Source organism: Glaciibacter superstes DSM 21135 (assembly GCF_000421145.1).
Taxonomy (GTDB): domain Bacteria; phylum Actinomycetota; class Actinomycetes; order Actinomycetales; family Microbacteriaceae; genus Cryobacterium; species Cryobacterium superstes.
On the sequence record NZ_ATWH01000012.1, the window covers coordinates 178,369 to 199,968 of the forward strand.

The 21,600-nt window shown below is 64.3% G+C and carries 23 protein-coding genes and 1 tRNA gene; 10 read left to right on the forward strand and 14 right to left on the reverse strand.

Translation table 11 applies throughout. The features are described 5' to 3' along the window. Positions 1-16: 16 nt before the first annotated feature. The 3 genes from K323_RS0117295 (at position 17) to K323_RS26905 (ending at position 3,766) form a co-directional block, all read left to right on the forward strand. Complete coding sequence (locus K323_RS0117295) at positions 17-1,090, forward strand: hypothetical protein (RefSeq protein WP_022886524.1); 1,074 nt, start codon at positions 17-19, stop codon at positions 1,088-1,090. Between the two features lie 146 nt (positions 1,091-1,236). Beyond that, positions 1,237-3,048 carry a Na+/H+ antiporter NhaA gene (nhaA, locus tag K323_RS26900; protein ID WP_022886525.1) on the forward strand — a complete coding sequence of 604 codons (1,812 nt, stop codon included), beginning with the start codon at positions 1,237-1,239 and terminating at the stop codon, positions 3,046-3,048. Between the two features lie 241 nt (positions 3,049-3,289). Beyond that, a complete protein-coding gene (locus K323_RS26905; protein ID WP_022886526.1) occupies positions 3,290-3,766 on the forward strand; it encodes a DUF1990 family protein in 477 nt (158 codons plus the stop codon). Positions 3,767-3,940: 174 nt separating this feature from the next. Here the strand turns inward: K323_RS26905 and K323_RS0117310 are convergent. The 4 genes from K323_RS0117310 to K323_RS26910 all read right to left on the reverse strand — a co-directional run bounded on the left by K323_RS0117310 (position 3,941) and on the right by K323_RS26910 (position 7,644). Continuing rightward, positions 3,941-4,012 (reverse strand) — tRNA-Gln (locus K323_RS0117310). A gap of 90 nt (positions 4,013-4,102) precedes the next feature. Further along, complete coding sequence (locus K323_RS0117315; RefSeq protein WP_022886527.1) at positions 4,103-5,083, reverse strand: NAD(P)/FAD-dependent oxidoreductase; 981 nt, start codon at positions 5,081-5,083, stop codon at positions 4,103-4,105. Then, complete coding sequence (gene gltX / locus K323_RS0117320; RefSeq protein ID WP_022886528.1) at positions 5,080-6,600, reverse strand: glutamate--tRNA ligase; 1,521 nt, start codon at positions 6,598-6,600, stop codon at positions 5,080-5,082. The genes K323_RS0117315 and gltX overlap by 4 nt, the downstream gene beginning before the upstream one ends. A gap of 36 nt (positions 6,601-6,636) precedes the next feature. Then, on the reverse strand, positions 6,637-7,644 hold the full coding sequence (locus K323_RS26910; RefSeq protein ID WP_022886529.1) for a LysR family transcriptional regulator: 1,008 nt from the start codon (positions 7,642-7,644) through the stop codon (positions 6,637-6,639). An 81-nt stretch (positions 7,645-7,725) separates the two neighbouring features. Here K323_RS26910 and K323_RS0117330 point away from each other — a divergent pair, with 81 nt between their 5' ends. Further along, the gene (locus K323_RS0117330) at positions 7,726-8,820 is read left to right on the forward strand and encodes an aminotransferase class V-fold PLP-dependent enzyme (RefSeq protein ID WP_022886530.1); all 1,095 of its coding nucleotides are present in this window, start codon (positions 7,726-7,728) and stop codon (positions 8,818-8,820) included. Between the two features lie 9 nt (positions 8,821-8,829). Here K323_RS0117330 and K323_RS0117335 read toward each other — a convergent pair whose 3' ends face one another. The 3 genes from K323_RS0117335 to K323_RS0117345 are packed head-to-tail and all read right to left on the reverse strand — an operon-like array spanning position 8,830 to position 11,839. Then, complete coding sequence (locus K323_RS0117335; RefSeq protein WP_022886531.1) at positions 8,830-9,594, reverse strand: fumarylacetoacetate hydrolase family protein; 765 nt, start codon at positions 9,592-9,594, stop codon at positions 8,830-8,832. Further along, entirely contained in the window at positions 9,591-10,760 is a 1,170-nt protein-coding gene (locus K323_RS0117340) for a branched-chain amino acid aminotransferase (RefSeq protein WP_022886532.1), read from the reverse strand. Before K323_RS0117340 ends, K323_RS0117335 begins: the two co-directional genes overlap by 4 nt. Further along, positions 10,757-11,839 (reverse strand): 3-isopropylmalate dehydrogenase, encoded by a 1,083-nt coding sequence (locus K323_RS0117345; protein ID WP_022886533.1) that lies wholly within the window; start codon positions 11,837-11,839, stop codon positions 10,757-10,759. The genes K323_RS0117340 and K323_RS0117345 overlap by 4 nt, the downstream gene beginning before the upstream one ends. Before the next feature lie 131 nt (positions 11,840-11,970). Between K323_RS0117345 and K323_RS0117350 the strand changes: the two genes are divergently transcribed. Further along, complete coding sequence (locus tag K323_RS0117350) at positions 11,971-12,222, forward strand: DUF6458 family protein (protein ID WP_022886534.1); 252 nt, start codon at positions 11,971-11,973, stop codon at positions 12,220-12,222. A gap of 23 nt (positions 12,223-12,245) precedes the next feature. On the opposite strand, the gene serA is transcribed toward K323_RS0117350, so the two are convergent. Further along, a complete protein-coding gene (serA, locus tag K323_RS0117355) occupies positions 12,246-13,838 on the reverse strand; it encodes a phosphoglycerate dehydrogenase (RefSeq protein ID WP_022886535.1) in 1,593 nt (530 codons plus the stop codon). 104 nt (positions 13,839-13,942) lie between these two features. Here serA and K323_RS0117360 point away from each other — a divergent pair, with 104 nt between their 5' ends. Continuing rightward, positions 13,943-14,329, forward strand: a complete 387-nt coding sequence (locus tag K323_RS0117360; RefSeq protein WP_022886536.1) for a DoxX family protein — start codon at positions 13,943-13,945, stop codon at positions 14,327-14,329. A gap of 53 nt (positions 14,330-14,382) precedes the next feature. Here K323_RS0117360 and K323_RS0117365 read toward each other — a convergent pair whose 3' ends face one another. Next, a complete protein-coding gene (locus K323_RS0117365) occupies positions 14,383-14,844 on the reverse strand; it encodes a GNAT family N-acetyltransferase (RefSeq protein ID WP_022886537.1) in 462 nt (153 codons plus the stop codon). A 70-nt stretch (positions 14,845-14,914) separates the two neighbouring features. Here K323_RS0117365 and K323_RS26915 point away from each other — a divergent pair, with 70 nt between their 5' ends. Next, the gene (locus tag K323_RS26915) at positions 14,915-15,460 is read left to right on the forward strand and encodes a 2'-5' RNA ligase family protein (RefSeq protein ID WP_022886538.1); all 546 of its coding nucleotides are present in this window, start codon (positions 14,915-14,917) and stop codon (positions 15,458-15,460) included. A gap of 25 nt (positions 15,461-15,485) precedes the next feature. On the opposite strand, the gene K323_RS26920 is transcribed toward K323_RS26915, so the two are convergent. Together K323_RS26920 and K323_RS0117380 are read right to left on the reverse strand one after the other, a co-directional pair. Beyond that, a complete protein-coding gene (locus K323_RS26920; protein ID WP_022886539.1) occupies positions 15,486-15,836 on the reverse strand; it encodes a hypothetical protein in 351 nt (116 codons plus the stop codon). Continuing rightward, entirely contained in the window at positions 15,833-16,357 is a 525-nt protein-coding gene (locus tag K323_RS0117380; RefSeq protein ID WP_022886540.1) for a hypothetical protein, read from the reverse strand. The genes K323_RS26920 and K323_RS0117380 overlap by 4 nt, the downstream gene beginning before the upstream one ends. 58 nt (positions 16,358-16,415) lie before the next feature. Here K323_RS0117380 and K323_RS0117385 point away from each other — a divergent pair, with 58 nt between their 5' ends. The 3 genes from K323_RS0117385 to K323_RS26925 are packed head-to-tail and all read left to right on the forward strand — an operon-like array spanning position 16,416 to position 18,009. Beyond that, on the forward strand, positions 16,416-17,009 hold the full coding sequence (locus K323_RS0117385; protein ID WP_022886541.1) for a sulfite oxidase-like oxidoreductase: 594 nt from the start codon (positions 16,416-16,418) through the stop codon (positions 17,007-17,009). Positions 17,010-17,035: 26 nt separating this feature from the next. Beyond that, on the forward strand, positions 17,036-17,758 hold the full coding sequence (locus K323_RS0117390; protein ID WP_245571017.1) for a ferredoxin reductase: 723 nt from the start codon (positions 17,036-17,038) through the stop codon (positions 17,756-17,758). Further along, positions 17,758-18,009, forward strand: coding sequence for a DUF6510 family protein (locus K323_RS26925; RefSeq protein WP_022886543.1), 252 nt, complete (start codon positions 17,758-17,760; stop codon positions 18,007-18,009). Before K323_RS0117390 ends, K323_RS26925 begins: the two co-directional genes overlap by 1 nt. Positions 18,010-18,121: 112 nt before the next feature. Here the strand turns inward: K323_RS26925 and ilvC are convergent, their stop codons facing one another. From ilvC to K323_RS26930, 3 genes are all read right to left on the reverse strand, one after another. Then, positions 18,122-19,150 carry a ketol-acid reductoisomerase gene (gene ilvC / locus K323_RS0117400; RefSeq protein ID WP_022886544.1) on the reverse strand — a complete coding sequence of 343 codons (1,029 nt, stop codon included), beginning with the start codon at positions 19,148-19,150 and terminating at the stop codon, positions 18,122-18,124. Positions 19,151-19,212: 62 nt separating this feature from the next. Further along, on the reverse strand, positions 19,213-19,722 hold the full coding sequence (gene ilvN / locus K323_RS0117405) for an acetolactate synthase small subunit (RefSeq protein WP_022886545.1): 510 nt from the start codon (positions 19,720-19,722) through the stop codon (positions 19,213-19,215). Between the two features lie 2 nt (positions 19,723-19,724). Then, positions 19,725-21,599 (reverse strand): acetolactate synthase large subunit, encoded by a 1,875-nt coding sequence (locus K323_RS26930; protein ID WP_022886546.1) that lies wholly within the window; start codon positions 21,597-21,599, stop codon positions 19,725-19,727. Between the last annotated feature and the right edge of the window lies 1 nt (position 21,600).

The following is a 21,600-nucleotide window of genomic DNA, read 5'->3' on the forward strand; positions in this document are numbered from 1 at the left end:
TTATAGGGTGGGTCGGGTGATCAATGACACCACCCTGGACTACCGACCGCTGACCGATCCGGTTGATCGAGCCGAGGTTACCGCGTTCAGGAAGCGCGTCAAAGCCGCGGGAGAATCGTGGGCGACGAGTTCCACCGGGTCGACGGTGCTGCTCATCTTTGTGCTCCTGATTGCGGGCGTTGTCGGCCTCGTCGGTCTCTTCAATTTCATTCTCGTCTCCGGCGGATCCCCGGCCACCGTGCTCGTGGTCTTCCTCAGCATCGTTGCGGTGGCAGTGGCGGGCACCGTCATCACTCGCTGGTACTCGACAGGTCCCGGCGGGCAGTGGGGTCGCTGGCACCGGCTTGCTCAGTTTGCAAGCGTGAATGGTCTGCGCTCGATCCCGACTTCCAATGAGCCCGGGTACCCCGGTTCGATCTTTCAGGTCGGGAGTGGCAGAACGTGCACAGATCGAATCCAGACCGTGTCTGGTCGCGAGACGGATGTCGGTTCGTACGCGTACACCACCGGTTCCGGCAAGAGCAAACAGACTCACAGCTGGGGCTATCTCGCCCTTCGACTCGACCGAAATCTGCCGCACATGGTGCTCGACGCCAAGTCCAACAACGGTCTGTTCGGAGGCACAAATCTGCCCACGAAATTCGACGGCGACCAGGTGCTGTCGCTCGAGGGCGACTTCGATCGCTGCTTCACCCTGTATTGCCCACAGCACTACGAACGCGATGCTCTCTACGTGTTCACCCCAGACCTGATGGCCCTGCTGATCGATGAGACGTCTGCTTTCGACGTGGAGATCATCGACGACTGGATGTTCGTGTACTCCGCGGACCCGTTTGATGCCCTTGATCCGTCGATGTGGAAGCGGATGTTCCGCATCGTTTCTGTGGTCGGCGCCAAGACCGTCGACCAGACCGAGCGATACCGCGACGAGAGGATGCTGCCGGCTGCGGCATCCGTTCTCGCGGGAGCAGCCGCGACAGGCAACCGCGTAGCTCCGGCCGGGCGACGACTGCGCACCAAGATCAACTGGATTGCGGTCGGCTCCGTGGCCGTGTTCGCGGTCGCCTGGTTCTGGATCACCCTCCGCTGACGCCTGCCGGCACGCCCATGGCACTGTACCCTGATGCCACATCTCCCGTCATTCGGAAGGAGCATCCCATCTCCACGGACGGTGCACCAGAGCCCACCCAAGACAGTGATGTCCGCGGCGCTACGGCGTGGCAGCGGCTACATCGGATGAAGAGCGGCGTCTCGAACCCCGAACGGGTGTCTGCCGGCCTCTTGCTCGCTTTCACCGTCATCGCGATCGCCTGGTCGAATGCGCCGTTCGGCGACACCTACGGTGAGTTTTGGAACTCGATCATCGACCTCCGAGTCGCCGAAGCGCACCTTGAATTGACCTTCCACGACCTGGTCAACGACGGCCTCATGGCATTCTTCTTCTTCCAGGTCGGCCTCGAGGTCAAGAGAGAGTTCACGATCGGCGACCTCACTGACCGGTCGCGGGCACTGGTTCCCGTCGTCGCTGCTGTCGCGGGCCTTCTCGTGCCGGCCGGGGTCTTCCTGGTGTTCAATCCGTCCGGCGAAAACGCGCAGGCCTGGGGCGTGGTGATCTCCACCGACACCGCGTTCCTGGTCGGGGCACTCGCCATCATCGGGCCAAAGTTCCCCGCACGGCTTCGCGTGTTCTTGCTGACTCTGGCGGTCGTTGACGATGTCGGCGCTCTAGCGGTCATCGCCGTCTTCTACACCGCAGGACTCCAGCTGCTGCCTTTCTTGCTCGCCCTACTCCTCCTCATTGCCGTCGCCCTGGTGCGCTTCCTTCCGGCCGGTCGTGGACCGGCGTATGCGTTCCTGGCTGTGGCAACCTGGCTCGCCCTGTTCGCGTCCGGAGTCCATCCGACCCTTGCCGGCGTCGGAATCGCACTGCTCATTCCGGTCTACCCGCCGAGGCGACGTGAAGTGGAGCGCACGATGGAGCTGACACGTGCCTTCAGACAGTCGCCCACCCCCGGCTACGCGGCGGCAGCATCGCGCAGCCTGAGAGACTCCATCTCGATCAACGAGAGACTCCAGAACTCCTATGGACCGTACATCTGGTATTTCGTGCTGCCACTCTTCGCTCTGGCGAACGCGGGTGTCAAACTCAACGGGGCAACACTCGCGGCTGCCGCTGTCTCGCCACTGACCTGGGGAATCATCGCCGGCCTGGTGCTCGGAAAGTTCATCGGTATCACCGGCGCAACCGCACTGGTGCGGAGGCTCGGAATCGGCCGGCTGGCACCTGGCCTCACCCTCGATCGGATCGCCGGCGGCGCGGCTCTGTCGGGGATCGGCTTCACGATCTCGCTCTTCATCGTCGATCTGGCGATCGACGATCCACTGAAGCAGCACGAGGCGCGCGTCGGCGTCCTTGCCGCCTCGCTGCTGGCTTTCCTGCTCGGCTGGGTGATCTTCGCGGTGCTGGACAGGTTCCGTCCACCTGCCGCCATCGGAAAGACCCTGGTACGACCGTTCGACCCTGAACGCGACCATTTCAAAGGCGATCCGGAGGCGGTCATCACCCTCGTCGAGTACGGCGATTTCGAGTGCCCGTTCTGCAGTCGCGCAACCGGGTCAATCGATGAAGTGATCGCACATTACGGCGGCCGCATTCGGGTTGTCTGGCGTCATTTGCCACTGACTCGTATTCACCCGCACGCCGTCGAAGCGGCGCTGGCCAGCGAAGCCGCCGCTATGCAGGGTGCGTTCTTCAAATTGGCTCCGACATTGTTCTCGCACCAGGATCACCTCGAATACGACGACCTGGTGGGGTATGCCGACCAGCTCGGCCTCGACCTTGACCAGTTCAGGTCAGACATGCGATCGGCAACGGTTCAGAACAGGGTCGAAGATGACATCCTGGATGCCGAGCTGATGGATCTGCAATCCACCCCGACGTTCTTCATCGGCAATACTCGCCACCACGGCCCGTATGACGCTGCTTCGCTCATTCGAGCCCTCGACCGGAGCGCGACCGGTGAGGAGCCCGGCGTCCCGCGAGACTGAACGCCCGCAGCCGATGCCAGACAGGCATGTCCGGATTTGCGCCGAGAATCGCCGTTTGCGCCGAGTTGACCCGGTGCAGCGGCGACACTCGGCGCTCCGGGCGACAATCGCGTCCTCGGTCATTGCCATACGCGGGTATCCGGGCAGTGCACGTCACTCTCCTGCCCCTGCGATGATTGAGGAATGTTGAACGTGTTCACCGTCGTCACACGAACCGGGCCACCGTTCGAGCGGCTGCGACATGACGAGCCCTGAGCTCGCCGACTGGCACACCAGAGACGACGATGGATTCCGTCGCTCGGAAGCGTCGGCATTCATCGGAAACGGTGGCGCAGCATGGGAGCGGGCAGCGCGGGGCGTTCTGCTGTGGCGCGTGAAGACCGCCAGCGGATTCACGGTGGACACCGCAGCACCCGCAGCGACCGGTGACAGGGTCACGGTCACCACGCGTGTGTTCGGCGTCACCATCGTGGAACCGGTCGAAGTCGTGTCAGTGGTCGACACCCCGGTGATGGTCGGCTTCTCCTACCGCACCCTGCCGGGGCATCCGGTCGATGGCGAGGAAGCCTTCATCGTGCACCGCATTGGAGATGACGTCTATCTCACGGTGCGATCCTTGACGAGAGCGGCCCAAGAGCAGCCGTGGCGCGCTCTCTATCCGTTGCTCCGAGTCGCACAGCTGGTCGCCCGCCGCCGGTATCTGCGCGCGCTTCGGTAACGGGATTTCGCCACACTCGTTGACAGAACCGCGCCGAGAATCGCCGTTCGCGCCGAGGCGACCCGGTGCAGCGGCGACACTCGGTGCGACGGGCGACTACCGGCGCAGCAGCGCACCGCCAAAGAAACGAGCGGGCAAACGAAAACGGCCCCCGCAGAGCGGGAGCCGAATGTGCTGGGGTACCTGGACTCGAACCAAGAACAACTGAACCAGAATCAGCCGTGTTGCCAATTACACCATACCCCAATGCCCAATCAATGACCGGGCCGACTAGTAACTCTAACCTACCGGCGGCGGGCCCGACAAACTGAGTAGAACGACGGCCACCGGTCGAGCTCAGAGCGGGCCGATCAGGTCCCGGTTCATCACCGCGGCGGCGCTCGCCCCGCTACCCGCCGCAACCAGCAACTGCTGCGGACCCGGCGGCGTCGCATCCCCCGCGGCGTACAGACCGGGCACAGAGGTGCGCCCTCCGGCATCCACCGTAACGAGCCCCTCTGCATCAGTCTCCAGCCCCGGCACGTCGAGAAAGTCGATCGCCGGTGTCCAGCGCGGCCGCACAAAACCTGCGGTGCGCGGCACGACGTCGCCGCCCTCAAGCTGCACGCCGGTCATCGCACCGTGGTCCCCCACGACGTCCGCGATCCTGCGACGGTCGACACGGATACCGCGCGCCAACAGTGCCGCTTCGTCGCGGTCGCTGACCTCACCGACACCGTTCGTGAAAACAATCAGGTCGTCGCTCCACTGCGAGAGCAGCAGCGCCCTCTCTGCCAGGTCAGCCGATTCGCCGATCAGCGCGAGCGCGGCATCCGACTTCTCGTATCCGTCACAATCGATACAGCTGTGCAGGTTGGTGCCGTACCAGGCCCGGATGCTTGGCAGGGCGGGCAGCGTTTCCGTCAGTCCGGTGGCAACCAGCACGGCGCGCGCCCGCACCTCTCGTGCCCGCTCCCCGCGTAACCCCCGTGTCGCCACCGTGAAGCGCCCGCCGGTGCCGCTCGCCTCGGCGACATGGGACACAGACCTCGCCAGCCCCGAGTGAAACTCGCCGCCGGGATAGGATTCGATCTCTTCGCGTCCGATCCGACGCAGGTCGAGGGGCGAGATACCGTCTCTCGTGATAAACCCGTGGGCGTGCAACGTGGCGGCATTGCGCGGACGGTTGCTGTCGACCAGCAGGACCCGTCGGCGTGCGCGGACCAGCGCCAGACCGGCCGCGAGCCCAGCTGGGCCAGCGCCGATGATGACCACGTCGTACGGGCCAGAGTCATACGGACCAGTGTCGTACGGACCAGTGTCGACCGGGTCTGTCATGCCACCAGTGTGACCGACAGCCGTTCCAGTCGCGCGAGCGACTCGGACTTGCCGAGGATCTCCATCGACTCGAACAAGGGCGGCGACACCTTTCGTCCTGAAACGGCGACCCGTAGTGGGCCGAACGCCACGCGTGGCTTGAGCTCCAGCCCCTCGATGAGAGTCTCCGTGAGGGTGGTGTGCACCCTCTCGTGGTTCCATTCCGCATCCGGAATATTCGCGAGCGCGGCGCTGGAGGCCGTCAGGATCTCGCCGGCGTTCTTCGGCAGCGAAGCCAGCGCATCCTGTTCGTGCACCAGTTCCTCACTCTCGACGAAGAGGAACCCGAGCATTCCGGGTGCCTCTCCCAGAAGCGCGATGCGCTCCTGGATGAGCGGGGCCGCTGCGGCGAGGATTCCTTGCTCTTCGGCGCCCAACGGTTCGCTCACAATGCCCGCGGCCACCAAGTACGGCACGACTCGCTCGGCGAAGTCACCGACGTCGAGAAGCCGGATATGGTCGCCGTTGATCGATTCGGCCTTCTTCAGGTCGAAGCGCGCCGGGTTCGGGTTGACGTCCACAACGTCGAACGCGGCCACCATCTCGTCGATAGAGAAGACGTCGCGGTCGTGGGTGAGCGACCAGCCGAGCAGCGCCAGGTAGTTGACCAGCCCCTCAGGGATGAACCCGCGGTCCCTGTGGTGGAACAGGTTCGACTCAGGGTCGCGCTTCGACAATTTCTTGTTGCCATCCCCCATCACGTAGGGGAGGTGCCCGAAACGCGGCACGAACGTGGTCAGCCCAACATCGATGAGCGCGTGATAGAGGGCGATCTGGCGCGGCGTCGACGACAGCAGGTCTTCGCCGCGCAGAACGTGGGTGACGCCCATGAGCGCGTCATCGACCGGGTTCACGAACGGGTACAACGGATGCCCGTTAGGGCGCACGACGACAAAGTCACTGAACGAGCCGGCCGGGAATGTGATCTCGCCTCGAACCAGGTCGTCGAAGGAAAGATCAGTGTCTGGAACACGCAGTCGGAGCGCGGGCGAGCGCCCTTCGGCGCGGAAGACACTCTTCTGCTCATCGGTCAGGTCGCGTTCGAAGTTGTCGTAACCCATCTTCGGGTCGCGGCCGAGCGAGACGTTACGCGCTTCGATCTCCTCGCCGGTGGCGAAACTCTCGTAGATGTGCCCCGATTCCGTCAGCTTCGCAATCACGTCCTGATAGATTCCCGACCGCTCTGACTGGCGGTACGGCCCGTGCGGACCCCCCGCGTCGACCCCTTCATCCCAGTCCAGTCGCAGCCAGCGGAGGCCGTCGACGATCTGGCCGAAACTCTCTTCGCTGTCGCGCGCGGCATCCGTGTCTTCGATCCGGAAGATCAGCTTGCCGCCGGTGTGCCGGGCGTATGCCCAGTTGAACAGGGCGGTGCGAATCAGCCCGACATGGGGTGTGCCGGTCGGCGAGGGGCAGAACCGCACGCGAACATCGGTGCCGGTTGCCGTGGAAAAGGGGTGCGCAGTGGTCTCAGACATCGCCTCCGATTCTAGTTGAGCGGCGCGCGGCCGGAGTCAGGCACCGGCGATGTCGCGCCCGCCTGCGCCATCAACTTGTGCAACATCCACCTGCGCAGCATCAACCTGCGCAGCATCAACCTGCGCAGCAAGCTGGCGCAGGGTGGCCGCAACGGCGGGGATGCGGTCGGCGCCGACCGCGGTGACGGCATGCAGTGTGCGGGAATCGCCTCCCGTCGTCGGCAGTATCGCTACTCCAGACCGCACCCCGACCGTGCCGATGGCCAGAACCGGCAGCATGGCGACGCCGATCCCCGACTCGACCAGCCCGAGGACGGCGGCGACGTTGTCTGTTTCAAAGGAGATGCGCGGCGTGAACCCTCGACGATCGCAAAGTTGGAGCAGGTGGCCGCGACACCTGGGGCACCCGCCGATCCAGTTCTCACCGGCGAGGTCTGCGAGCTCCACAGCTGCAACAGCCGCCAATCGGTGCCCCACCGGGAGAACGATCCGCATCCCGTCTTTCCCGAGTGTGCGCACGGAGAGTCCGTGTGCGCTCTCCCGGTGCGGATCAACCCGGTCTCCCGGATAACTGAAGGTGATGGCGAGGTCGGCGCGGTTCTCCCTGACCGTCTGAACCGCCTCCGGGGGCTCTGCCTCGACATAGGTGATCGTGATTCCGGGATGCGTTTGGGCGATCCGCGAGAGGAGCCCCGGCACGATCGCGGCAGACGCAGACGGGAATGCCGCGATGCGCACCAGTCCAGACCGCAGGCCTCGAAGTTCGGTGAGTTCCCCCGCGGCGGCGTCGAGGGCCATGGTCACGGTGATCGCATGCCGCGCCAGGATCTCGCCTGCTTCGGTGAGACGCACACCTCGTCCGGCTCGCTCGACCACCGGCATCCCGAGTCGTCCTTCCAGCCGTTTGAGCTGCTGGCTCACAGCAGGCTGGCTGTAACCGAGGGCTGCAGCGGCGGCCGTCATCGACCCGAGCTCTGAAACCGCCCGCACCACACGCAGCGCGCGGGCATCAAGATCGGGTTCATCACTCGGGAGCAGAGTCACTTTTGAATCATAACTCTGACTTATTGTTCTGATGGCATACTGGGCATTGTTGAATGTGTCGATCGCGCACAGGCTGGATGTATGGCCACCTCATCCCTTCTCTCCGACTCCACTTTCCTCTCCACCTCCGTCTCCACCATCGCCGACGCCACCACCGAGTTCGCTGCGGGCCGCGGCTACCTCTCTGCCTGCACCCTCGGGCTGCCGACCAGGGGAACCGTCGCGGCGATCACCGCCGACACCGCGACCTGGGCGGCCGGCCAGGCCAGTGCTGCCGGCTACGGGGCAACCGCTGAGCGCGCCAGGGCCGCATACGCCGGCATCGTCGGAGTGGATGTCGATCGCGTGGCGATCGGGTCCCAGACATCCGTCATGGCGGGCATGATCGCCTCGTCAGTGCCAGACGGAGCCGAAGTGCTCTGTGTCGACGGCGACTTCAGCTCCATCGTCTTCCCGTTCCTGGCGCAGAGCCATCGCGGGGTGACGGTGCGCCACGTGCCGCTGCACGCTCTGGCAGAGAACATCACCGGCTCCACCTGGCTGGTCGCCTTCTCGCTCGTTCAGTCGGCCACCGGCGCCATCGCAGAAGCAGATGACATCGTGAGCGCAGCGCGCACCCATGGCACGCACACATTCTGCGACACCACCCAGGCCGTCGGCTGGCTTCCGGTGGATGCGTCGCGCTTCGACGCAACGGCATGCCACGCCTACAAGTGGCTGTGCTCGCCTCGCGGGGCGGCCTTCCTCACGGTGTCAGAGGATTTCGCTCCGTTGTTGCGACCGGTGCAGGCCGGCTGGTATGCCGGTGACGACCCGTGGGGCTCCTGCTACGGCCCGGCCATGAACCTGGCGACGGATGCGCGCCGCTTCGATGTCTCCCCCGCCTGGCAGGCGTGGGTCGGCGCCGCTGCGGCCCTCGACTTCTTCGCGCAACTCGACATCGTCGCCGTTCGTGAGCACAATGTCGGCCTCGGGAACGCGCTGTCAGATGGGCTCGGACTGGATCGCCGCAACCAGGCCATCGTCACCTGGCCGGATGTCGACGGCTCGGCATTCGCGCGCATCAGCGCAGCCGGGATCATCGCGTCCAGTCGTGCAGGGCGGGCGCGGGCGGCGTTCCACCTCTGGAACGACGAGGAAGACGTCGATCTGCTGCTCGCCGCGCTGCGCCGCTGAAACACGCGCTCAGGCGCGGCGAACCGGGTTCGACAGGACGCCGAGCCCGGTGATCTCCACTTCGACCGTGTCGCCGTCAACGATGGGCCCAACACCGGCCGGTGTGCCTGTGAGCACAACATCGCCGGGCAGCAGGGTCCAGACGCTCGACGCGTAAGCGACGATGTCGGCAACAGAGTGCACCATGTCGCTGAGTGAACCCGACTGGCGCACCTCGCCGTTCACTCTGGTCTCCAGCGTTGCGCCCTCGAACTCGAACTCCGTGTCGATGACAGGACCAAGGGGGCAGAAGGTGTCGAATCCCTTGGCTCGTGCCCACTGGCCATCGCGTTTCTGCAGGTCACGCGCCGTCACGTCGTTCGCGATCGAGTACCCGAAAATCGCATCCAGTGCGCCTGCGGCATCGACATTCTTCGCGATCGACCCGATGATCACCGCCAGCTCGCCCTCGTGCTCGACCCTATCGCTCTGCGGTGGAAGCACAATCGCGTCACCAGGACCGATCACCGCGGTATTGGGCTTGAGGAAAAGCAGCGGCTCTGCCGGCGCCTCCCCGCCCATCTCCGACGCGTGTTCGCGGTAATTCTTACCGACGGCCGCAACCTTCGATCGCGGGATGACCGGTGCGAGCAGCTTGACCTCTTCCAGCGGAACCCGCTCGCCCGTTGGCTCGTAGCCCGCGAACATCGGGTCGCCCTTCAGTACGACAAGGCTGTCTTCGTCGATGATGCCGAACGCGATAGCACCCTCGTGGCTGAATCGTGCGATCTTCATGCCTGTCCGTCCAGTTGTGTCATCCAGCCGTGCCGGTCAGGCAGGCGTCCGTATTGAATGTCGGTGAGTTCCTGCCGCAGTGACATCGTGATCGCGCCAGCCGGGGCATCCGGGTCGCCGATTTCGATCGTCTCGCTCTTGAGCTGGGAAATCGGCGTGACGACGGCTGCAGTGCCGCAAGCGAAGACCTCGGTGATGGCACCGGATGCGACGCCACTCTGCCACTCGTCGATGGTCACGTCCCGCTCTTCCACCGTCATGCCCCGGTCCCTGGCCAGCTGCAGGATGCTGTCTCTGGTGACACCTTCAAGGATGGTGCCGGTCAGCCGAGGGGTCACGATCCGGTCGGTGCCGTGCACAAACATCACGTTCATGCCGCCGAGTTCGTCGATGTGGGTTCCCGTCTCGCCGTCGAGGAAGAGCACCTGTGCGCATCCGTTCTCGTACGCCTCCATCTGCGGCAGCAGCGACGCAGCGTAGTTGCCGCCGCACTTGGCCGAACCGGTGCCACCGCGTCCGGCGCGGGAGTATTCGGTCGACAGCCAGATCTTCACCGGTGCGACGCCGTCGGCGAAGTAGGCGCCGGCCGGGCTGGCGATCACATAGAAGGCGACGGTCTGCGCAGCACGCACACCGAGGAAATTCTCGTTCGCGATCATGAACGGACGCAGGTACAGGCTGGTCTCCGGCGCTGACGGAACCCAGTTGCCGTCGACCGCGACGATCTGTCTGATCGCTTCGATGAAGTCTTCGGCGGCGAGTTCTGGAAGCGCAAGCCGGTGGGCAGAACGCTGCAGTCGCTTCGCGTTGCGCTCCGGCCGGAACGTCCAGATCGAGCCGCCTTCGTGACGGTAGGCCTTCAGCCCCTCGAAGATCTCCTGCGCATAGTGGAGAACAGCTGAAGCCGGGTCGATCTGCAGGGGCCCGTATGGGGTGACGCGTGCATCGTGCCAGCCGTCTTCGATACCCCAGTCGATCGTGACCATGTGATCGGTGAAGTGCTTGCCGAATCCCGGGTCCGCCAGGATCGCCTCACGTTCCGCCGCAGCGCGCGCGGTTGTCGAGGGGGTGAGGGTGAATTTCAGCGGGTAGGTTGTGGCGCCCTGCGTTTGTGCGGTAGGTGTTGCTGGGGTGCGCGCCTCTGTGCGTGCTTCTGTTGTGCTCATTGGAGTCCCTTGTCTGTCAGTCGGGTGACGATGGCGTCGCCGACGGCGGCCGTGCCGCGCGGTTTCGCATCGTCACCGGTGCCCGTGCGTGCGGCGATGTCGGCTGTGACGGCCGCGTTCACCCGGTCGGCGGCCTCCGGCAGACCAAGGTGGTCAAGGAGCAGCGCAACCGAGAGAATGGCCGCCGTCGGGTCGGCCAGTTGTTGGCCCGCAATGTCGGGAGCCGATCCGTGAACCGGTTCGAACATGCTGGGGAATCGGCCGTCCGGGTTGATATTTCCGGATGCCGCGAGGCCGATGCCACCGCTGATAGCGGCCGCGAGATCGGTCAGGATGTCGCCAAAGAGGTTGTCCGTGACGATGACGTCAAATCTACTCGGTTTTGTGACCAGGAATATCGTTGCAGCGTCGACATGAAGGTAATCGACGGCCACGTCGGGGTATTCGGCGGCGATCGTGTTCACCGTGCGTTGCCAGAGGCTGCCGGAGAAGACCAGCACATTCGTCTTGTGCACCAGTGTCAGCTTCTTGCGGGGCCGTGCCAGTGCCGTTTCGAAGGCAAATCGCACGACGCGTTCCACCCCGTATGCGGTGTTGACTGAGACCTCGTTCGCCACCTCGTGCACCGTGCCCTGGCGAATCGACCCGCCGTTGCCGACGTATGGGCCTTCTGTGCCCTCGCGCACAACGATGAAGTCCACCTCACCCGGGTTCGCGAGTGGACTGGCAACACCGGGGAAGAGCCGGCTCGGTCTCAGGTTCACGTAATGGTCGAGCGAGAAGCGCAGTTTCAGGAGCAGTCCGCGTTCGATATTCGCGTTCGCCAGTCGCGGGTCTCCCGGCACTCCCCCGACGGCACCCAGCAAAATGGCATCGTGTGCACTGATCGCGCGCAGGTCGTCATCGGTGAGAACCTCACCGGTCTCCAGGAACCGCCCGGCTCCGAGTGAGAAATGCGTCTTCTCGATGGTGACGTCGTCTGTAGCCGTGACAGCGTCTAGAACCCTCACCGCTTCGGCAACGACCTCTGGGCCGATCCCGTCTCCGGGGATGAGCGCGAGTTTAATGTGGCGTGGCATGCGGCTCCGTGTGTCTGTGCTCTCGAAGTACCTGTGCTTCGATTCTGGCGATTCCTGTAGTTAGACACTACTGCCGCAGGTGATAATGCCTAAGCTGGGCACTACCTGACAACTAAAGAAAGCAGGTCATCATGAGCCTCGGATTCGGCATCTTCCTGTTCGTCGTCGGCGCGATCCTCGTATGGGCGCTCAATTTCTCCGTCGACTGGATCGACCTGGACCTGGTCGGCTACATCCTGATGGGCGCAGGAGTTGTGATCATCATCCTCGGCATTGTGCTCATCACCCGGAAGCGCAGCACCGTCAGCACCACCCGCAGCCTGAACGATCCGGTCAACGGTGAGCAGGTCACCCGCAGGGAAGACTCGACCGACGGCCTCTGACCGACGGCTACCGACGCGAAGCGCTACTCGCTGAGGTCGATCGCCACCATGACGTCGGCCGAGATCGCGTCGCGCAGCGAGTCCAGCAGGGTGAGGGGCACGGGTGAGTCCACGGTCAGCACACTGAGTGCCTTGCCGCCGGCGACATGGCGCGCGATCTGCATGCCGGCGATGTTGATCTCGGCCTGGCCGAATTCGCGCCCGTACACGGCGACGATGCCCGGCCGGTCGGTGTAGAGCATGATGACCAGGTGCTGGGTGAATGGCACCTCAACGTCGTAACCGTTGACTTCGACGATCTTCTCGATCTGCTTGGTGCCCGTCAGGGTGCCAGAGACCGACACCTGCGAACCGTCGGCGAGTGCCCCGCGCAGGGTGATCACGTTGCGGTATTCGGGTGAATCAGAGTCGGTGATCAGGCGCACGTTGATTCCGCGCTGCTCCGCGAGCAACGGCGCATTCACGTACGAGACCGTCTCGCTGACCACGTTGGTGAAGATGCCCTTGAGCGCCGCGAGCTTCAGCACGCTCACGTCGTAGTCGGCGAGCTCGCCGCGCACCTCCACGTCGACGCTAGTGAGCGGGCTGTGTTGGGCGAGGCCAGAGAAGACTTGGCCGAGCTTCTCCAGAAGGGGAATGCCGGGGCGAACGTATGGGTCGATGACCCCGCCGGCGACGTTCACGGCGTCCGGCACGAGCTCTCCCGAAAGGGCGAGCCGCACTGACTTGGCAACGGACACGCCCGCCTTCTCCTGGGCTTCACCGGTGGAGGCGCCGAGGTGGGGGGTCACGATGATGTTCTCGAGGCCGAGCAACGGGGAGTCCGTTGGCGGCTCGCTGACGAACACGTCGAGTCCTGCGCCGGCGATAGTGCCGGCAGTCAATGCCGCGTGGAGGGCATCCTCGTCGATCAGTCCGCCACGGGCGACGTTGACGACGACGGCGGTGGGCTTCATCAGCTTGAGCTGCGCCTCACCGATCATGCCGGTGGTCTCCGGGGTCTTCGGCATATGAATGGTGACGAAGTCTGATTGCGCAAGCAGTTCCTCGAGCGTGACGGGCTGCACCCCGAGTTGTTGTGCCCTGGCGGAGGTGATGTACGGGTCGTACGCGATGACGTTGGTTCCGAATGCTTGTAACCGTGCCGCGATGAGTGCGCCGATGCGGCCGAGACCGATGATGCCGATGGTCTTCTCGTAGATCTCGACGCCGCTGTACTTCGAACGCTTCCACTGGCCCTGCGCGAGTGCACCGTGTGCCGCAGGAATGTGACGGGCGAGGCTCAGGATGTGGCCGACGGTCAGTTCGGCCGCCGAGATGATGTTCGATGTCGGTGCATTGACCACCATCACGCCTGCTGCGGTTGCCGCCTTGATGTCGACGTTGTCGAGGCCGACGCCGGCCCTCGCGATCACCTTGAGCTGTGGCGCAGCCGCAATGGCCTCCGCGTCGACCTTGGTGGCCGAGCGCACGAGGATGGCGTCGGCGGTGGCGAGTTCAGCCAGCAGTGCGGCGCGGTCCGTTCCGTCGACGTGGCGCACGTCAAAATCCGGGCCAAGGGCGTCTACGGTTGCTGGGGACAGTTCTTCGGCGATCAAGACAACAGGCTTCGACACTAAAACGGATCCTCCGAGTGCGTTGTGACACAGAACATGCGCCGCGACCACGGGGCGCCAGATATGAAAACACTCTACTGGCTGGAAAGGAGGCGACGAGCCGCATGACGTTCTTAGTCGTCCAGACCGTGTTGCGCATCCTTCTGGCGCTGGTCTTCATCGGAATGGGGGTCTCCCATTTTCTTCCGGCCTCGCGGCGCACGATGGCAGCGACGATCCCGCCGAGGTTGCGGTGGACCGGCCTGCTGAGACCGCGCAATCTCGTCATCTTCACCGGTGTCTGTGAGATCGCAGGCGGGCTCGGTCTGCTGTTCCCGCCGACGACGGTGCTCGCGGGGATCTGCCTGATCGTGTTTCTTGCCGCGGTCTTTCCCGCCAACGCCTATGCCGCGCACCACCGCGAACGGTTCGGACGGGTCGCGACTCCCCTCGTTCCGCGGCTCATCGGCCAACTCGTGCTGATGGCGCTGATCGTGCTCGCGATCCTCTAGCGCTATTTCGACGATGATCGTGGTGATTCGGTAGTCGCGGACCTGGTGAGTGCTTACCTGGGTCGCAGGGAGCGGGTCCAGGCAACCTCTCTGTCGAGTTGCCCAGACTCTACGAAGAGACGGACCTGATGGGTGCTGGCCAGCGCGTGGGCAAGTTCATCACGACTGGCCGGCTCAAAGCCGAGTTTTTGCCAAAACAGCCCCGAGCGCCGACTGAAAAGCCACGCCTGCTGTGCTCCGTATTCCATTGCCCGCGCCAGGGCGAACAGGGCCAGAGTCGTGCCCTCGCCTGCCCGCTGCGCAGAATGATGAACCGCCACGCTCCGAATGAGTACGTGCTCCCGATCATCGCTGAGTTCGAATCCCGTGCTCGCGACGATCTCGCCGGCGGCATCCCGTTCGATCCAGATCTGCACCGTGGGCGAGTCCAGCCCGCTGAGCGTCAGATCCACGTGGCGAAGGAACTCGGTCACGTCAGTGATGTCGTCTGGCAAAGCGAGCACGAGGGAAGACACCCGACCAAGGTTACTGGCGGTTCGACGGGGCCGCTTTCTGCTCCGGGCATGGATAGGTCATCATGTAGTCATGAAGGAGCCCGGCGCAGAAAGTGCGATCGTTGTGGAGTTTCCCTCATTGGACGAGCACGTGGACAGCTACCGGAATCAGCTGGATCCAAGTCGCGCGTGGGGAATGCCTGCACACGTGACTCTTCTCTATCCGTTCGTTGCGCCATCCGACCTGAACGAAGAATTCCTGGGTCGCGTCGAGTCTTCGCTGGCAGGCGTCACGCCTTTCGACGTTTCGTTTTTTGAAGTGAAGTGGTTTGGTGATCAGGTTGTGTGGCTTCATCCATCGCCTTCACTTCCCCTCAAAGTCATGACCGACCGGCTGATGGCCGAGTTTCCCACCCTCAAGCCTTACGGTGGCGCGATCACTGTACCCATCCCGCATCTCACCGTCGGTGATGGAGCCGACCTCGACAAATTGAAGAGCGTCGCTTCACGTCTGGAAGCGGTTCTGCCCTTATCGGCACACGTGACCACAGTCAGCATCATGAGCGGATCCAACTTGCCAAACTCGTGGTCTGTGATCAAACGGATTGAGCTGCTGCCGAATCAGCTCATTCCTTAGAGTTCGCCATGGGAAGCGAGCAAAGTCAGACGATGAGGCTGCCGAGGCCGAATAGCGCGTAGATGTCGAGCGAGAGCACCGCTACCAGGCACAATCCGGTCAGCAAGAGAAGAATGCGAGCGCGCGGGCCGCGATTGCGCCCGAGCCACGCCGCAGCCGCGTAAACCACGAACGGCAACAGAACGCCAACGATCAGCACGGTCCAGCCGAAAGCGCTCAACTGGGTGTCTAGCGAGCCGGCTGCCACGTTCAGCCCGACCAAATTACCGATGGCCTCCCACACGTCATAGACATAGAACAGCCCGAACACGGCTGCGATCGTCACAGCAGACCACAGCGGCGTGCGTCGCTTCACGGCCGCCTCCTGCGCCGTCATGCCGCTGCCCCCGTTCCGAAGATGAACGGCAGCGGTGCCAGCAACACCACGCCGACCAGAAGCCAAACCACCCGCGCACGCGGACGCCGGGCAGTCAGCCAATAGGTGACCGTGAACCACACGAAGGGCGACGCAACCGCCAGCCACGCCCCGAGCGAGAACATGAACTCGCCGACCGGGTCGGTGATCGGGTTCCCGATCCGCTGCCCGCCGATGAACCAGCCCACCGTGTAGAGCAGGTAGATCCCGGCGATCACCCCGATTGCGACCAGCGTGAACGAGTTGGTTGCCGCTGCTGCAGGCGAAACGGATGCCTCGGCATCCGTCGTCTGCGCCGCGCTTGTGTGTGATTGACCTGCACGAGGCTGATCCGCCCGAGTTTGGCCTGTCTGGGACTCGTCGTTGTGTCTGCCCGCGACACTCCACCCTGTCGGCAGCTCCTCGGAGAGAGCACCCGGCACGAGCGTCGGGTCGTCGTCGCCGGCCCAGCTCAGTGCATCGTCGTCGCGATCAGTCGCCATATGCCTAGATTAGCGAGTACACCCGGCGATAGAGTGATGCCGATCGAAGGAGCACCAGATGGGTATCGTCTCACGCGCTTTCTCAGGCCGCAGTCGCGAACACGACCCGAATCTTCCGCCGGGCCAATACCTGACCGAAGACTTCCCAGTGCTCTCCGCAGGCCCGACACCCGAGGTCGACACCGCCGACTGGGAGTTCACCATCCGATCGGAATCCGGGCAGGTGCACCGCTGGAGCTGGGATGAGCTGCACGCTCTTCCCATCGACGACGTCGGCACAGACATCCACTGCGTCACCCGTTGGTCGAAACTCGGCACCTCCTGGCGCGGGGTGTCACTCGACACACTCTTCGCCGATGTCGACACCAGCTTCGAATACGTGATGGCGCACTCCTACGGGGGCTACACGACGAACGTTCCCCTCGACGACCTGCTTGACGGTAAAGCCTGGATCGCCTTCGAATTCGACGGTGAGGGCCTCGAGCCCGAACACGGCGGCCCGGCCAGGCTGCTGGTGCCCCATCTCTACTTCTGGAAGAGCGCAAAGTGGATTCGCGGGCTCGTGATGATGGAGGACGACGACCCCGGTTTCTGGGAGCAGAACGGATACCACATCTACGGTGACCCCTGGCTCGAGCAGCGGTACTGGTGACCCCGGGCGGGAAGATGGACTGGGAAGTGGGAACGGTCATCGAAACCAGCACCCAAACGCCGACAGCGCGCAGCCTGACGCTGGATGTTCCGTCATGGCCGGGCAACATCGCCGGTCAGCACATCGATCTGAGGCTCACGGCCGAAGACGGCTACACGGCGGTGCGATCGTATTCGCTGGCGTCGTCCGGCCCCGATTCTCGCCTCGAGCTGGCAGTCGACAAACTGCCGACCGGAGAGGTCTCCCCCTACCTGGTGGATGTCGCCCTGCCCGGCGACCAGCTCGAACTGCGCGGCCCGCTCGGGGGCTGGTTCGTCTGGAGACCGGAAGAGCCGGGCAGCGTGCAGCCCGTCGCGGTGCAGCTCATCGCCGGCGGCTCTGGCATCGTGCCGCTGATGGCGATGATCCGTTCCCATGCCGTGTCCGCCAGCCTCGCCCCGTTCCGGCTTCTCTACTCTGTGCGCACGCCCGACGACGTCTTCTACGCCGAGGAACTGGCCCGGCTCGAAAAGGAGAGCGACCTCCTCGCGGTGACCTACGTCTACACACGCCGCACTCCCCCGGGCTGGCCGGTGCCGGCAGGGAGGATCACCGACTCGGCGCTCGAGTCCGCCGCATTCCCGGCCACGGATGCCCCTGCGGTGTTCGTCTGCGGCCCCACCGGTTTTGTCGAGAACCTTGCCACCCGGCTTGTCGCCCTCGGGCACGATCCCGCCGACGTGAAGACCGAGAGATTCGGAGGCGCCTGATGTCCACCCGCCTCGATGGAAACGCCCTGGCCGGTCCAATGTCTGAAATTTTCGGACGCGACATGACCGCCGTGATCGGTCGGTGCCGCAACTGCGGCGATGCCTCCGAACTCGCCAGGACCATGGTCTACCCGGACGCTCCGGGGATCGTTGTCCGCTGCCCGGGCTGCCGAGAGGTGCTGTTCACACTCGTGCACGCCAGGGGTCGCACCCTGATCGGCTTCGGCACAATCGCCGGCCTGCAGGGCTGATAACCAAGCACGACACGCGTCGCACGCGCTTCCGCACGCCGAACCGCCCATTTCTGCTGCTTATCACGATGATGAACGACAGAAATGGGCGGGTCGGCGAACCGGTCAGGTGCTAGCGCGCGACTTCACCGTCGACATAGTCGTCGTCGTTGGAGGAGTTCCAGGCGAACAGCTTGCGCAGCTCACGGCCGGTCTCCTCGATCGGGTGCACTTCGCCCTTCTTACGAAGTGCGAGGAACTCCGGTGCTCCGGCATCCTGGTCGGCGATGAAGCGTTCTGCGAACGCGCCGCTCTGGATGTCGGCGAGAACGGCCTTCATGTTCTCCTTGACGTTGGGGTCGATGACGCGAGGGCCGGACACGTAGTCGCCGTACTCGGCCGTGTCCGAGACGCTCCAGCGCTGCTTGGCGATGCCACCCTCCCACATCAGGTCGACGATGAGCTTGAGCTCGTGCAGAACCTCGAAGTACGCGACCTGCGGCTGGTAGCCGGCCTCGGTCAGAACCTCGAATCCGTACTGCACCAGCTGCGACGTGCCGCCACAGAGCACAGCCTGCTCACCGAACAGGTCGGTCTCGGTCTCTTCGGTGAACGTGGTCTTGATACCGCCGGCGCGCAGGCCGCCGATCGCCTTCGCATAGCTCAGCACGAGCGGCCAGGCGTTGCCGGAGGCGTCTTCCTCGACGGCCACGATCACGGGCACGCCGCGTCCTGCCTCATATTCACGGCGCACGGTGTGGCCGGGGCCCTTCGGGGCGACCATGATCACGTCGACGCCCTCAGGCGCCTCGATGTAGCCGAAACGGATGTTGAAGCCGTGACCGAAGACCAGGGCCTTCCCAGCGGCCAGGTTCGGCTTCACGTCATCTGCATAGAGGTGGCGCTGCACCTGGTCTGGCGCGAGGATCACGATGACATCTGCCCAGGCGGATGCCTCGGCCGCGCTCTGCACGGTGAAGCCGGCTTCCTCTGCCTTGGCCTTCGACTTCGAGCCCTCCTTGAGGCCGACGACGACCTCGACGCCGGAGTCGCGCAGGTTCTGCGCGTGGGCGTGGCCCTGCGAACCATAGCCGATGACGGCGACCTTCTTGCCCTGGATGACCGCCAGGTCGGCGTCCTTGTCGTAGAAAATCTCAGACACGAGTGGTTATCTCCTTGTTTTCGTTGGTTGAGCCTGTCGGGACCGGTCGGCCCGGGAGTTGGTCAGTTCTTGAACACGCGTTCGGTGATGGACTTCGAGCCTCGCCCGATGGCGAGAAGGCCGGATTGTGCGATCTCCTTGATGCCGTACGGCTCCAGAACCCGCAGGAACGCCTGGGTCTTGCCTGAGTCGCCGGTGACCTCGATCACCAGCGCCTCGCTGGCCACATCCACCACACGGGCGCGGAACAGGGTGACGGCTTCCAGTACCTGCGACCTGGTGGTGTTGTCGACCCGTACCTTGATCAACAGGTGTTCGCGGTGCACAGACTGCACAGGGTCGAGCTCAACGATCTTGATGACGTTGATCAGCTTGTTCAGCTGCTTGGTCACCTGCTCAAGAGGCTGATCCTCGACGTCGACGACGATCGTGATGCGGGAGAGTCCGTCGATCTCACTGTGACCGACCGCCAGGCTTTCGATGTTGAATCCGCGGCGGGCGAAGAGGCCGGCCACCCTGGTGAGCAGGCCGGGCTTGTCCTCCACCAGGAGGCTCAGAACATGACTCGACATGGTTATTCCTCCTCCCAGGTCGGCGCATGGTCTTTGGCGTACTGCACGTAACTGTTGCTCACGCCCTGCGGCACCATCGGCCACACCATGGCGTCACGGCTGACAACGAAGTCGATCACGACCGGTCGGTCGTTGGTCTCCAGGGCGAGCTTGATGGCCGCGTCGACCTGGTCAGGACTGGTGACACGGATGCCGAGGGCACCATACGCTTCGGCCAACTTGACGAAGTCGGGCACCATCTTGGTGCCGTGCCCGGTGTCCAGGTCGGTGAACGAGTGGCGGCCGTCGTAGAACAACGTCTGCCACTGCCGCACCATGCCGAGCGACGAGTTGTTGATGATGGCGACCTTGATCGGGATGTTGTTGATCGTGCAGGTGGCCAGTTCCTGATTGGTCATCTGGAAGCATCCGTCCCCGTCGATCGACCAGACCACCCGGTCGGGCTCGGCGACTTTGGCACCCATTGCAGCCGGCACCGAATAGCCCATGGTTCCTGCACCGCCCGAGTTCAGCCAGGCGTTCGGCCGCTCGTACTTGATGAACTGCGCGGCCCACATCTGGTGCTGACCAACGCCCGCGGCATACACGGCCTCCGGACCGGTGAGCTCGCCGATTCGCTTGATGACGTACTGCGGGGACATCAGCCCATCTGCGGGTTCGGTGTAACCGAGCGGGAACTCCTCCAGAAGACCGTTCAGGTAGGTCCACCATTCGGTTGTGTCGCCGGCGGTGCCCGGCGCACCCCCCTTCGCGGCAGCCTCGTAGGCGACGATGAGGTCAGCGATGACGTCCTTGGCATCGCCGACGATGGGCACGTCGGCCGTGCGGATCTTCGAGATCTCCGCAGGGTCGACGTCGACATGGACGACCTTGGCGTTCGGAGCGAACTCCGACGCCTTGCCGGTGACCCGGTCGTCGAAGCGCGCACCGAGTGAGATGATCAGGTCGCTCTCCTGCAGGGCGAGAACAGCGGGCACCGTGCCGTGCATACCCGGCATCCCCAGGTGCTGCTTGTGCGAGTCGGGGAACGCCCCTCGCGCCATCAGAGTGGTGACGACGGGCGCACCGGTCGTCTCGGCCAGCGTCAGCAGCTCTGGTGATGCGCCGGCACGGATGACGCCACCGCCGACATAGAGCACCGGCTTCTTCGCCTCCACCAGCATCTGGGCGGCGGCCTGCACCTGCTTGCCGTGTGCTTTCGTGATCGGGCGGTAGCCGGGCAGGTCGAGCTTGGGTGGCCAGATGAATGGAGCCGAGTTCTGCTGCGCATCCTTGGTGACGTCGACGAGCACCGGGCCGGGGCGGCCGGTCGAGGCGATGTGGTAAGCAGCGGCGATCGCGGCGGGTACGTCTTCAGGACGCTTCACCAGGATTGAATGCTTGGTGATCGGCATGGTGATGCCGACGATGTCGGCCTCCTGGAAGGCATCCGTTCCCATCAGGGTGGAGAAGACCTGGCCGGTGATGGCAAGAAGCGGAACCGAGTCCATGTAGGCATCCGCGATGGCCGTCACCAGGTTGGTGGCGCCGGGCCCAGACGTGGCGATCGCCACACCGACCCGGCCGCTGGCCGACGCGTAGCCTTCCGCAGCGTGCCCCGCGCCCTGTTCATGGCGCACCAGGATGTGCCGGATGTCGGTCTGCGCCATCAACTCGTCGTAGAACGGGATGATGGCACCGCCGGGAAGTCCGAAGACGTCGGTGACGCCGAGGTGCTTGAGAGTGCGCAGGATCGCGCCGGAGCCGGTGAGGACCTCAGGGGCACTGCGATTCTCAGGCGTACTGCGCGACGAGGACTTGCCGGGCGTGCCGGCATCCGTCGCAGCCGGTGATGTGGGAGCGGAAGGAGTTGGAACGGGAGATGGGTCCGTGGTCATG

Bases quoted from the DNA above. Each gene is read 5' to 3' on its own strand.
- nhaA (WP_022886525.1), top strand. From the start codon at position 1,237: ATGAAGAGCGGCGTCTCGAACCCCGAACGGGTGTCTGCCGGCCTCTTG.
- K323_RS26905 (WP_022886526.1), top strand. From the start codon at position 3,290: ATGACGAGCCCTGAGCTCGCCGACTGGCACACCAGAGACGACGATGGA.
- K323_RS0117315 (WP_022886527.1), bottom strand. From the start codon at position 5,083: ATGACAGACCCGGTCGACACTGGTCCGTACGACACTGGTCCGTATGAC.
- gltX (WP_022886528.1), bottom strand. From the start codon at position 6,600: ATGTCTGAGACCACTGCGCACCCCTTTTCCACGGCAACCGGCACCGAT.
- K323_RS0117330 (WP_022886530.1), top strand. From the start codon at position 7,726: ATGGCCACCTCATCCCTTCTCTCCGACTCCACTTTCCTCTCCACCTCC.
- K323_RS0117335 (WP_022886531.1), bottom strand. From the start codon at position 9,594: ATGAAGATCGCACGATTCAGCCACGAGGGTGCTATCGCGTTCGGCATC.
- K323_RS0117340 (WP_022886532.1), bottom strand. From the start codon at position 10,760: ATGAGCACAACAGAAGCACGCACAGAGGCGCGCACCCCAGCAACACCT.
- K323_RS0117345 (WP_022886533.1), bottom strand. From the start codon at position 11,839: ATGCCACGCCACATTAAACTCGCGCTCATCCCCGGAGACGGGATCGGC.
- K323_RS0117350 (WP_022886534.1), top strand. From the start codon at position 11,971: ATGAGCCTCGGATTCGGCATCTTCCTGTTCGTCGTCGGCGCGATCCTC.
- K323_RS0117360 (WP_022886536.1), top strand. From the start codon at position 13,943: ATGACGTTCTTAGTCGTCCAGACCGTGTTGCGCATCCTTCTGGCGCTG.
- K323_RS26915 (WP_022886538.1), top strand. From the start codon at position 14,915: ATGAAGGAGCCCGGCGCAGAAAGTGCGATCGTTGTGGAGTTTCCCTCA.
- K323_RS26920 (WP_022886539.1), bottom strand. From the start codon at position 15,836: ATGACGGCGCAGGAGGCGGCCGTGAAGCGACGCACGCCGCTGTGGTCT.
- K323_RS0117380 (WP_022886540.1), bottom strand. From the start codon at position 16,357: ATGGCGACTGATCGCGACGACGATGCACTGAGCTGGGCCGGCGACGAC.
- K323_RS0117385 (WP_022886541.1), top strand. From the start codon at position 16,416: ATGGGTATCGTCTCACGCGCTTTCTCAGGCCGCAGTCGCGAACACGAC.
- K323_RS26925 (WP_022886543.1), top strand. From the start codon at position 17,758: ATGTCCACCCGCCTCGATGGAAACGCCCTGGCCGGTCCAATGTCTGAA.
- ilvN (WP_022886545.1), bottom strand. From the start codon at position 19,722: ATGTCGAGTCATGTTCTGAGCCTCCTGGTGGAGGACAAGCCCGGCCTG.
- K323_RS26930 (WP_022886546.1), bottom strand. From the start codon at position 21,599: ATGACCACGGACCCATCTCCCGTTCCAACTCCTTCCGCTCCCACATCA.